Genomic DNA, 12084 nt, shown 5'->3' on the forward strand with positions numbered 1-12084 from the left:
AAAATTTGACTATTCATCAAAAAAAAAGCCTAGAGCAAATGTCTAGGCTAAATATATTTTTTTTGAGTGCAACACTAAAGCGTAATGAATAGCTAGGCACTTTTGTGTGATACAAAAATCCAAGATTTATTCTCTATGAGCAAAAATCAATTGAATTAAATAAATTATTCCCCAATCCAAAGGGAACTAATTTTAAATATTGCAACCGTCCAATTATAATGGCTGGATGCGTATTAAACTTTTCAGCATAATTAATAATATCACCCTCACTTAATCTTCGATTAGATAATATTTCTGCTTCTTGCTCTTTGCTTAATAATAAATTTGCAGAAAACTTATTTGCTTCTTCTTCATAGATTTGATTTTCTCCATCATACTTAATATTTTCAATTGCAATATATTTCTTCCCATGAAGCAAAATATGTCCTATTTCATGAAAGAATGTAAACCAAAATATATCATTCCTTTTATATCTCCCACTTAATTGAATTAGAGGAATATCACCCAACCATCTTGTTGAACCATGAATTGGTGCTTTTGGCAAGCAGGGCGTATGTACCACTTTTAAACCAACACCCATACATAAATTCTGAATTTGACTAAAAAAATCATTTGGTTGAAATGCCATAATCATTTTTAATTCTGGAAGTAGTTTTATTAGCTTTTTTTTATCAAATTTAGGCACATCTAATTTACAAGACTCTATCTCTCCTTGTCTTAACCAAGCTGCAATAGCACCTGAATTTTCATTATTTTTTAATGAAATTCTGAAATTTACTAACAATTTTTGATGATGATAAAAATCATAATAACCTTTTATGTTAGACACTCCAAAATAATTATACAAATTAATAACCTTAACTTCTTTTTTAAGCGTTGGTTCAACCCAACCCAATGAAGCCATTTTGGCGTAAGGAAAAGTTTTAATCCATTCAATCCCTTCTTCTATTGTTTTTTTATATTCAACTCTTGCTAAATATTCGTCATAAGTTCTTTGCCTGTTAATCCAAAAATGTGCAGGAATTTTTAATACTTGCTCAAATAAAATTGCCATTTCAGGTGTAATTCCACTTTTACCATTTAAAACATCAGATATTGTTTTTTCGGGTTTACCAGTTCTAACAGCAAATTCTTTTGAACCCATTTGTTTTTCTCCCAAAATTTCAACTAAAGTTGTGCCGGGGTGTGAAACAGTTTGAGGGTAATATTGTGTGGTAGTAGTCATTTTTCCTTTTTTAGTGATAATCTTCAATTTCTATTATTTCAACTCCTTTTATCTCAATCCATAAATATTGACCGTCTTCATTGGTAGGGATTGGGTCTTCGTGAGGTTCAAAAATTAATCTATGAGGATGAACTAAGTTACAAGCCCATTGCCCTTTTCTATTGCCAACTAATTCATGGTATTTGCCTGGTAAATATCTAACATCTTCTAAAGTTTGTGAAGCTTCTAATTCATCAAGTCGTTGTTTAAATAGTAAAGCTTCACGCTTTCCTAATTTTCTTTCAGCCAACCTATCATCATTAGCGTACTTTTTTAATTTGTTATCGTCAAATGTAATTTTCATGCAAATATAAATATTTTTATTAACACTAAATGTTAATAATTTTTATTTTTTTGTTAAATTTTATTTTGTCCGTTCAAACATTTCTGATAAAGTTGAACATCTATTTACTTCTTAATTTTCATGAATAATATTAATGTTTTCCGTTGGAAAACCAATATTTCTTAAATCGTGTATTCGCTCTATAGAAGTGCCCTTTTTCTTAATTTTATATAACCAACTATACAAAACTTTAAACTCTTCATCCTTTTGATTTACCCTGAAATGACCATACTTTTTGAAGTGTTTTTCTAATTGATTTACCCTTAACCCCCAACGGTTATCACGAGGGTTCCAAACCACACCCAAATCATTCAGTAACTCCTCTCTCTCTTCACTTAAATAATAAGTTTTACCATTTGCGTTTTTCCCATATTTAAATAACCTTTGTTCATTCAACCATTTCCCTAATCTTTTATAAACTGGACTTACTTGGGAAACATTTGTATCTCCAAATTTTTCTTTATATATTTTTAATTGTAATAACATATCAAACCAACCATCATCATCTGGAGAACCTGTATTCTCAGGATGCCAATTAAAATTTATATTGTTAAATTTTAATATTTTCCCTTTTGTTAATTTACCTTTCTTATTATTACCTCGTTGAATTAATGTCCAATTATATAATGTCCTGTTTTCATCTGTTTTCTTATAATTTGAATGCCCATTCTTATCAAAAAAAGCTTTTAATTCTAAATAATGATTATTCCAAGTGTTAGATCTAAAATCAAACTCAAATTCAATCAACTTTAACTTCTCAATTTTATCATTATCTAGCTCATTGTTTCTATATAAATTGCGCTGGCTATTTACGAAATTAGCTAAACTCCTATCTTCATAGCTTCTAGGTACATTACAGTTGCCATTTTTCAATTTATAATCAATTAATTTAAGATACTTATTTTTCCAAGTTTCAGAATTACCCCTTACATGTGTCTTTTTTACTTTTGGGTTTGTTTCATGTTCAAATTTCTTACCCCTAAAATCTAGATCAAATGAATAGCCTATTTCTAATAACCTGCTTTTTCTTTCCGAAGTTATACGTCCTAATTTATTAAATCTTTTTTGTTCTTGAAGCCAACTTCTTAAGGGTTTGTATTGTTCTTGTTTATTCGGTATGAGAAACGTTTTAAACTTTAAATGAAAATCTTTAAACTCTTCAAATTTTTCATTCCAATCATTTTCTGATTTAATTGGGTCTTCAAATTTATTCCCTCTATAATTAAGCTCAAAAGAAAAACCAATTGACTTTAATAGTTTAATTTTACTTTTATCTAATTTCTTCTTTTTATAAATATTTTTTTGGTATTGTAACCACGACCTTAAAGGCATTAAATCCTTCTTAGAATTAGGAATATGAAAAGTATTATTCGATTTATAATAGTCTTCTAGTTTTCTTAAATTAACCATCCAAGTCTCATCAATCTTTTTGTTAATTGAATTAATTGAAGGTTCTACAATCGTATTTATTTTGTTTTTCTTTGTTCCTTTTCTTTTTGAGCCTGATTTACCTAAAGATTTTTTTCTCTTAAAATTAAAATGTATTTTCTCTAATAATTCTCTTCTAACTTTAGTTAAACCATCCTGTTTCTCCCTCATCCTATAACACCAATGATAGAGATCTAAATTATCAGATTGTTTTGGACTTGAATGACCATGTTGTTCAAAATAAGTTTTCAACTCATCATAATGACCTTCCCAATTCAACCTCCCTGCAGATTTCTTAAAACCAAGCCCTATTAACTTATTAATCTGCTCCTTTGTTAAAGTACCTGCACTATGTTTAACAGAGCCATCCTCTTGAGTAACCCCGTTATTAAGTATCGTTCTATATCTATTTGTCCATTTTGCAAACTTAGGAAAGTCATCACTACCAGCTTGAACCATAGTATGTCCATACTTTAACTTAAACTCTTCTAATCTTTTAATAAATTTCTCAAAAACGCCACCTCTTCCTTCCCACTTGAAATTTAACTCATTTAATAAATCAATTCTCTCTTGTGAAATTCTATTAAGCTTTTTATTTCGTCTCTGAGAAACAACCCACGTTCCAAGTTGTTTATCTTTAGAATATTTTGCAGGCACATCACAATTACCAAATTCTGTATGATAATCTAATAATCTATCAAAGGTGCTCAGCCATATTTCATCTACATCTGTTATCTCTTTGAAAGATTCACTTTTCCAATCAAATCCAATTTCATTTAACCTTTCTTTCTTTTTTGAGTCAAGTTTGTTACCTCTATTATACCTTCTAAGCTCAGACATCCAATTATGTAATTTTGGATGATCTAATTTTGAAACATTAAGATTATTATTTTCTTTTTTAAAACTTATTAATTGTAAAAATCTCACTTCCCATAAAGTTCTAGTTTTTTCAATTATTTCATCAAAAAGAACATTTTTTAATTTATTCTCTAACCCATCTAACTTAATTACTCTTTCAGTTTCACCGCCTGAAAAATCTATTTCAATTTTAGAGTTTCCTTTTTTACCTTTCTCAAAAGCTATCGTGTCTATGTATGCTTGTAAACGCTCATCTTGATCACAAAGAGAACGAACAACTTGTATTAAATGATTAAATATGGGCTTTCGCTTAATTTCAGCTTCTAAATTTTCTTCAATATGATGGAATATTGGAACTACAATGTACCCCATCGTTTTATTATTTATTTTACTAATTCTTAATGCTCTCCCTGATGCTTGAACAATATCTATTTTAGACGTTTTTGGATCACAGAAATAAATTAAATCAATTGCAGGAACATCTACACCCTCTGTTAAACACCTAGCATTTGATACAATTCCTCTTTTACTTTTTTTAAATTCATTTAAAACCCTAGCACGATAAGTAGTTGATTGCTTCCCTTCAACATGTTTTGAGAAAATTTCATTAAAAAACAGACTATGTCTTTCAGAAAATTCTTTCGCAAAAGCAACTTTTGAATGAAAAGATAACGCATGAAAGGCATTATATTTTTTCATTACCAGTTCCAAAGCAAAATTATGAGCCAAATCAGTTGCGGAATAATCACCTAAATAATTTTGACGGTCTATAAATTCTTTAATCTGTTTATCTGTAACACCAATTCCAATAATTTTATAATCTACTAATATATCCTGCTCAATAGCCTCTCCAAAAGTCATTCTAAAAGCCTCTTCTCCATAAATACTAGAATTACTCATGTCACAAAGCAATTCATAATCACCACCTAATTTAGCCTTAAAACTTGTGGAAACTACTTTTGGAGTAGCTGTCATGTAGAGCCTTTTTTTACTTGGAATTTTATCGTTATAATGAACTAATGTGAAAATGCTTTTATTTTTACTTCCAGTGGTTCTATGAGCTTCATCACATATTATTAAATCAAAACTAAATTTTTCTTTTTCTTCGCAGGCTTCTTGAATAACTTTAAGTGACTGATAAGTTGAGAAAATAACTTTACTTCCTTTTTCATTAATAAAGTTACTAACAATTATAGGATCTGTCGAAACTAAACCGCTTATTTCGTAAGTATGAACTATTACGCTATCAGGCCTATATTTATCAATATCTTTTTCTGAACAAACACACATATATTTATAATCCGTACTTCTCTGTTCAGCCCAATCATTTTTAATTTGTTTAAGTAAAGCTAGTGATGGCACCAAAACTAAAATAGTCTTATATTTTAATTCTTCTTTAATCCATAATGCTGTTAACGTTTTACCTGCTCCACAGGGTAATATCAATTGCCCCCTATCATTATTTTCTAAATGTTTTACAACTTCATTTATAGCCTTCAATTGGTGTTCTTGAGGAACGTATTTTTTAATTTCCTTAGGTTGTTCTCCTAAAGCTAAAAGCAAAATATTTTTAAAGACTTCAGGTTTAATATCAATTAAAGCATCATAAACAAAATGTGAATATTTATCAAAACTCTTAGCAACACCAGTAACATCAGCAGCATTTGAAAAAACAATAACTTTTTGACATAAAGTACCCGAAGCTAAGACATTTGCAATTTTATCACCTGACCAACTTAATTTTTTCAGCTCATCATTTTTAAATTTACATTGTACAGCATGATAATCATCATTTGTACTTTGTAAAAGCAAATCGATTCCGTGATCTACAGATGGTAAATTCAGTTTTTTACGAATATCTATCGGAATATCATCATAAAGCCAAACTTTCTTATAATCTGATTTAACCTTAGTTTCAGCTAAAAAATAATATTTAGTAAAATATTCAAATATTTTACCTGCTGTTGTCTTCTTTTTCGTTGTTTCAGTTTGGGAAGTATTGAATTTCTCTAACTTAAATTTTAAACCCTCCCAATTTTCAACACCTTTTAATATTTCTATTAATGCTTGGTTATAACTATCCATTCTTGAAGTATGATTAATAAAGGGTTGCAATTTTTACCGACTAAATTAAGGATAATTGAGTTATGATTAAAATATGAATGACTATTTAAAATGAGTTTAATTAATTGCCACCTGTTTCAATAAGAACAAACTGGCTAAAAACGACAAATAACATTAAAATTAAAGAATAAGTTAGGAATTTATTGTCTTCATAGCCAGTTGGCAAATTAGTAGCAACTGGCTTAAACTTATGCTAAAACCATTTATTTCAACTCTCTTTAATAAAAACATAAGATTGTTACCCATTGCAACTGTAATAACATAGAAACATTTTTATTTTCTCTCTAATTGGTTTGCAGTATGAGACAAGACAAGACAAGACAAGACAAGACAAGACAAGACAAAAATTAATAAAACCCTTGATACCATTAGCTAAACGACACCTTACAACACAAGACAAAAGCACGACAAAACCGTAGATAAGTATTTACAAATGTTTTAACATAACCTTTTAGTTACAATTATTACTTCACACCTCTAATTAGAAAATTTCTTAAAATTGCAATACATAGCCCATCAGGAGTTCTAAAATAAAAGCTCCCAAATTAATGAGAGCTTTAAAAGTTTACATAAAAAATGTTGTTGAATTGTTGATTACTACCCTAAACACCTAAAAACTAGACTCATCCTAATCAACAAGAAATCAACAAAGTGTCAACAAATACAATATTATCATTTTTTTTATAAAACATCTCCTGCTAATGTTGACGAGATGTTGATCTAATGTTTTGATGTATTTCACTGATTTAAAACACATTACGACACTAATCAACAAATCAACATGAATTTAGTCTTTTATAAAATCTTCTTTTTTAAATGAGAAGTATCTCCCTTTAAGTTTTAATTCTTCAACAAAATGAGAATTACTATTTGGTAGAATTGATAAATAATACTTGGAATATGACCCATTTTTACTTTTAATGTTAAAATAGCTCTTTAAAACTTCGGAAACTTTTGAAGTAGAAGCTCTTACATTATTTTTTGATAAAATTTCAACTAAATCACTTAAAGAATATTTTAATTCATCAACATCATATTTATAAAAATCATCAATTAAAATTTCTTCAATTTCTTTATTTAAATAGGTTGTATTTCCTTTTACCAATCTTGAAAGAGCCTTTGTAAAAATTTGCTCTTTCGTAAACCACATTCTTGTTTTTTTAGCAGATTTAATCCTTCTTTCATTTAAAAAACACATAAAATAAGGCAACTCTTTTTCAAGGTCATTCAAAAGATTAGGATTTTCATCTGCATCAGGCAATGATGGAACTTTACGAACCCAGTACCTGATTTCATCTTTATCAACAATTATAAAGTTCTCTTCATTATTAGAGCAAAGAATAAATTTTCCAAAGAAAAAACTTTCCACCTTATCAACTCCTTTTGATTCGGTTTTATAACTAACAGCAGTTGCAAGGTTTTTTATTCGTTCACTATCTTCTTTTTTATCCAATAAAACTTCATCAACCGAAACAATTAATTTTGAAGCCCAATCAGAGTTAAAACGACTTCTAAAGTCTTCATTTTTATTAATGGTCATATTACCTTGAAAAACCAATTTTAACCAATTTAAAAAAGTGGTTTTACCTGTTTTACGCTCTTCACTTACCAAACATAAAATTGGAAGTACTTGTGTTGGATGTTTCCAAAGTATGGTTAAATAATCTAAACCTAAATCATATTGCTCATTAAAAATATGTTTTAAAAATGCTTTCGTTTTAGGAAAATCACCCATTAAAAATTGATGTTCAATCTTTTCATACCTGTTATAATAGCCTTGAATTTGTTGTTTATAATCTGTATGAGAAGGAATTAAACAAAAGCCATCATACTTTTCAATTTCCTGTAAATAATCCTTGCCCTCATCAGTAACAATTTCACTTTTATTCCACTTTAACAAAGCACTATAAGTGTCACCACTAAAAAGGGGGACTAACCCCTTTTTGTAGTAATCTGTCCCTATCCTTAAATAACTATTTTCCTTTTTCATTTTCATCAATTTTAATTATTCGAATCAAAGCTCTTTTTGACTCTTTACTTTCTTTAAAATCAAACTGAATATTGTAACCTGTCAAAGAATTATCTATTTTATATAACCGATCCATTTCATTTTGAATTTTCAACCATTCAAATCGAACATTGACTTTCACTAATCTTATTAGCATTTCATTTTTTTCAATTAAGGTTTCAATTGATTTACAGAAGACATAATTTTTATTATTACTAATCTGCATTCTATATAAATCAGCTATTAATTTTTCTAAATGATCTACTATATCATTCGAATAATCTTCACCTAGGTTCTTCAAATTATTCATATACCTACCTTCTTTTAGTTAATGAATATTTTGTTGCTTCACGCTGTAATTCATCCATTGATGATTGTCGGTTTCGCAATAACCATTGGTCAAGTTCTTCTCTTTTAAAGAATATTAGCTTCCCTTCTGGTTTGTAAAATGCTATGTTACTTGAAGAAGTATGTTTGTACATTTTACTTTTTGAAATTGAGCAATACTTACATGCTTCGTCAAAAGACAAGACTGCTTTTTGAAGAAATAGATTATTATTTATTTCTTCTAATTTATTTAAAATGATTTGATCCATTTTTTAATGGTGTTAAAATTAAAAATGGAATAGCGCTATTCCGTTACCATTTTGATAACAGTGCAAATATTTAAAATAGGCAATAAAAGGAAAGTGTCTTATTAACTATAGATTAACTTGTTAATAGAATTTAACTTTATTTCACTTTTTGAAGTATATGGTTTATTTCATTTATTAATAAATCCACCTCTTGTTCTCCAATTTTATTAATAAATGATTTTTTACTATTTGATAGATTTTTTTGCTTAAGCTCTCTATCCGTACATGAAATAAATAATTTTGATTTTTCAATATTCGTGAAATTTAATTTTTTAAAAGCAAAATTTAATTCCCACAATAAATAAGCTGCAACCTCTGTATTACAAAAAAAATAAATTTTTGATTTGTGCTTTTTGTTTTTAAATAAAAAAACATTCTCAAAATCCTCAATACTAGTTCGCTTTTCATCAATAAAACTAACTGTTAAATCTTCATAAACATTTTTAAATATTGCCTTATATTTTGCTGAAATTTCAAAATCAAATAAATTTTCTTCAACCGCATAATGATTAGGGTATAATTCCCTATGATATTTCTTAAAAATTTCACCTCCTTCACTAAAAGCAGCGTTTCTAATAATTTTAAATTCTGTAAGATCTTTCAATTCAAACATCATTTTATAAACAGTTGACCAATTTGAATACCAAGAATACAAAGTTTGAGAAGCTTCAGAAATAGCAATTTCTTCTATATAAATTTCTATTTCAACTTCCTTTAACCCAATTTTCAATTTTTCATAAGCAGGGATGATATGTTTTAAATACAATCTATTTGGGTTTGACTCTTGCACTAACTCACTTCTTCGTTTATAGATTGAGTACAATCTATAAAAAGGTTCATCATTAATTTTTAACTCGCCTCTTTTTCCAGTTAAAGTAGAAGTACACCAATCATAAACAAAATCATGAGCATCTCCCTCTTTTAAAGACCGTTTATAGAAGCTTTGAATTTCATTAATATACTCTTCTAAATATTGATTAAAATATTTTTCATAAATAGAGTGATAATCTTTTTCTTTCATTTTTTAAAAATTTATATCTGGCAAGTTATCTATGGCTTCATCTTTTAAATTTTCTATGTAATTCAAGTATTTAATAGTACTTTTTGTAGAAGTATGCCCCATTGCATCTGCAACAGTTTTTAAATTAGCCCCATATTGAAGTAACTGAGTTGCAAAAGTATGTCTTGCACAATAGAAAGTAATATGCTTTTCAATCTTAGCTCTTTCAACCCAGTTTTTTATACACTTGTTAATAGCATTTGTAGATAACGAATTATTTTTATCGTTTACCAACTTAAAAATATGAGCACTTTTAGATTGCTTCTCTCCAATTAATTTTAGCAAACCTTCTTTTAACTTAATTTCAACTTTTTGTTTTGTCTTTTCACGATTTGTAACCAATTTACCATTTATAACATTTTTCCACGTCAATACTTTTATTTCAGCCAACCCCAAACCTGTGTAACAAGCAAATAAAAAAGCCTTTTTAGTTTCTTCATTTCCACATTTAGTTTTAACCAAAGTTTTTAATTCATCAGTTGTTAGAATTTGTTTCTTTAAAACACCTTCCCCAACTGTTTTTCTAAACTTAATTTCTTTTGTTGGGTTGTTAATGAGTAAACCTTTTAATTCAGCACTTTTTAATATTTTTTTAAATCTTGTAAAATAATTATGAGGTGTTTCACCAGTTAATCCACATTCGTCAGTTAAATAATCTTTATAGCCATACATCATGGTAGGTGTTAATTGTAATATCGCTAAATTATTATCATTAACATTTTCTTTAAAATAATTCAAAGATGCTTGTATCATTCTAACATCTTTCTTCTTATAATTTTTAATATAGTCATTTGCAAAATCAAAGAAGTTAACACCTTTTAGGTGTTTTGGAACGTAAGAAGTGCTTTCGGTAAGTAATTCAATCTCCCTATTAGACCGCATTAACTCTGCTAAATTCTTTTTGTCAGCCTTAATTTGTTTTGTATCTGTTGGAAAAATCTTAATGTCTAAGAAATCGTAATATCTTTTACCATTATGATTAATATCTAAAAAATACTTAATAGCGCCTTTACTTTGCGTTCTCGTTCTTAAATTAACACTCATAGCAATCAAATTTTAGTACCATATCAGTACCAAATATATGAAAAAAAGAACCAAAAAAGGGAAATTAGCAAAAACTTTTATTGATCTAAACTGTTGATTTACAGCTGTCTAAGCTTTTATTAATTTCCCTTAATATCTAATCTAGTACCTCGAGTGGGAATCGAACCCACACTCCCGAAAGAACTGGATTTTGAATCCAGCGCGTCTACCAGTTCCGCCATCGAGGCATTTCTAAATTGGAATGCAAATTTATAATTTTTTTTCATCTAAAACACAAAAACTTTACTAAGTTGTTTAATTCCTACTTAAATAATTTTAAATTTGCACCCAACAAACAACAACACAAAGAAAATCTAATAATTAACACAACTAGAAAAAATGCAAAATAATCAATTAGCTCCTAAAATATTTGCTTGTAGACAAAGCAGAGTATTGGCTGAAAAAATCGCTGAAAGTTACGGTCTTCCACTAGGAAATGTAATAATTTCAAACTTTAGCGATGGAGAATTTCAACCTGCTTTGGTTGAATCGGTAAGAGGTAGACGCGTATTTATTATAGGTTCTACTTTTCCTAATTCAGACAATTTAATGGAACTTCTGTTAATGTTAGACGCTGCTAAAAGAGCTTCCGCAAGACATATTACAGCTGTAATCCCTTATTTTGGATGGGCAAGACAAGACCGAAAAGACAGACCTCGTGTAGCAATTGGCGCTAAATTAGTGGCTAATTTAATTCAAGCTGCTGGCGCAACTAGAATTATGACGATGGATTTACATGCAGATCAAATTCAAGGATTTTTTGAAAAACCTGTTGACCACTTATATGCATCTACAGTGTTTTTACCTTACATCAATAAATTAGGATTAGACAATATTACTGTAGCTTCTCCAGATATGGGTGGATCTAAACGTGCGTATGCTTATTCTAGATATTTAGAAAGTGATGTAGTAATTTGCTATAAAGAACGTATCAAAGCTAACGAAATTGATTCTATGGAATTAATTGGAAACGTAAAAGGTCGTAATGTAATTTTAGTTGACGATATGATTGATACAGGTGGTACACTTGCAAAAGCTGCTGATGTAATGATGGAAAAAGGAGCCATAAGTGTTCGCGCTATATGTACGCACCCAATATTATCAGGCGGAGCTTATGATAAAATTGAAAACTCAAAACTTACAGAATTAATTGTTACAGACACAATTCCTTTAAAAAGAGAGAGTTCTAAAATAAAAGTTGTATCTTGCGCGCCTTTGTTCGCAGATGTAATGCATAAGGTTCAAGATAACCGATCTATCAGCGGACAATTTTTAATGTAA

At 28.7% G+C, this 12084-nt stretch carries 9 protein-coding genes and 1 tRNA gene; 1 reads left to right on the forward strand and 9 read right to left on the reverse strand.

From position 1 onward, the window contains the following. Window positions 1–133: 133 nt before the first annotated feature. From CHB67_RS03860 to CHB67_RS03900, 9 genes are all read right to left on the reverse strand, one after another. The gene (locus CHB67_RS03860; RefSeq protein ID WP_089380428.1) at window positions 134–1225 is read right to left on the reverse strand and encodes an ImmA/IrrE family metallo-endopeptidase; all 1092 of its coding nucleotides are present in this window, start codon (window positions 1223–1225) and stop codon (window positions 134–136) included. A gap of 10 nt (window positions 1226–1235) precedes the next feature. Beyond that, the gene (locus CHB67_RS03865; RefSeq protein WP_089380429.1) at window positions 1236–1568 is read right to left on the reverse strand and encodes a type II toxin-antitoxin system RelE/ParE family toxin; all 333 of its coding nucleotides are present in this window, start codon (window positions 1566–1568) and stop codon (window positions 1236–1238) included. 111 nt (window positions 1569–1679) lie between these two features. Then, window positions 1680–5978, reverse strand: a complete 4299-nt coding sequence (locus tag CHB67_RS03870) for a DEAD/DEAH box helicase (protein WP_089380430.1) — start codon at window positions 5976–5978, stop codon at window positions 1680–1682. A gap of 826 nt (window positions 5979–6804) precedes the next feature. Then, entirely contained in the window at window positions 6805–8007 is a 1203-nt protein-coding gene (locus CHB67_RS03875) for a primase-helicase family protein (protein WP_089380671.1), read from the reverse strand. Continuing rightward, a complete protein-coding gene (locus CHB67_RS03880) occupies window positions 7991–8335 on the reverse strand; it encodes a hypothetical protein (protein WP_089380431.1) in 345 nt (114 codons plus the stop codon). Before CHB67_RS03880 ends, CHB67_RS03875 begins: the two co-directional genes overlap by 17 nt. A gap of 4 nt (window positions 8336–8339) precedes the next feature. Further along, window positions 8340–8621 carry a helix-turn-helix domain-containing protein gene (locus CHB67_RS03885; RefSeq protein ID WP_089380432.1) on the reverse strand — a complete coding sequence of 94 codons (282 nt, stop codon included), beginning with the start codon at window positions 8619–8621 and terminating at the stop codon, window positions 8340–8342. 136 nt (window positions 8622–8757) lie between these two features. Then, on the reverse strand, window positions 8758–9681 hold the full coding sequence (locus CHB67_RS03890; RefSeq protein WP_089380433.1) for a DUF6617 family protein: 924 nt from the start codon (window positions 9679–9681) through the stop codon (window positions 8758–8760). A gap of 3 nt (window positions 9682–9684) precedes the next feature. Next, complete coding sequence (locus CHB67_RS03895) at window positions 9685–10764, reverse strand: tyrosine-type recombinase/integrase (protein ID WP_089380434.1); 1080 nt, start codon at window positions 10762–10764, stop codon at window positions 9685–9687. A 145-nt stretch (window positions 10765–10909) separates the two neighbouring features. Continuing rightward, a tRNA-Leu gene (locus tag CHB67_RS03900) sits at window positions 10910–10991 on the reverse strand. 151 nt (window positions 10992–11142) lie between these two features. Here CHB67_RS03900 and CHB67_RS03905 point away from each other — a divergent pair. Beyond that, complete coding sequence (locus CHB67_RS03905; RefSeq protein ID WP_089380435.1) at window positions 11143–12084, forward strand: ribose-phosphate pyrophosphokinase; 942 nt, start codon at window positions 11143–11145, stop codon at window positions 12082–12084.

Origin of the sequence: Lutibacter agarilyticus, from assembly GCF_900188235.1 — a bacterium.
GTDB lineage: Bacteria > Bacteroidota > Bacteroidia > Flavobacteriales > Flavobacteriaceae > Lutibacter > Lutibacter agarilyticus.

Coding starts and splice junctions, on each gene's coding strand:
- CHB67_RS03880 (WP_089380431.1), bottom strand. CDS start 8,335: ATGAATAATTTGAAGAACCTAGGTGAAGATTATTCGAATGATATAGTA.
- CHB67_RS03875 (WP_089380671.1), bottom strand. CDS start 8,007: ATGAAAAAGGAAAATAGTTATTTAAGGATAGGGACAGATTACTACAAA.
- CHB67_RS03885 (WP_089380432.1), bottom strand. CDS start 8,621: ATGGATCAAATCATTTTAAATAAATTAGAAGAAATAAATAATAATCTA.
- CHB67_RS03895 (WP_089380434.1), bottom strand. CDS start 10,764: ATGAGTGTTAATTTAAGAACGAGAACGCAAAGTAAAGGCGCTATTAAG.
- CHB67_RS03905 (WP_089380435.1), top strand. CDS start 11,143: ATGCAAAATAATCAATTAGCTCCTAAAATATTTGCTTGTAGACAAAGC.
- CHB67_RS03860 (WP_089380428.1), bottom strand. CDS start 1,225: ATGACTACTACCACACAATATTACCCTCAAACTGTTTCACACCCCGGC.
- CHB67_RS03870 (WP_089380430.1), bottom strand. CDS start 5,978: ATGGATAGTTATAACCAAGCATTAATAGAAATATTAAAAGGTGTTGAA.
- CHB67_RS03890 (WP_089380433.1), bottom strand. CDS start 9,681: ATGAAAGAAAAAGATTATCACTCTATTTATGAAAAATATTTTAATCAA.
- CHB67_RS03865 (WP_089380429.1), bottom strand. CDS start 1,568: ATGAAAATTACATTTGACGATAACAAATTAAAAAAGTACGCTAATGAT.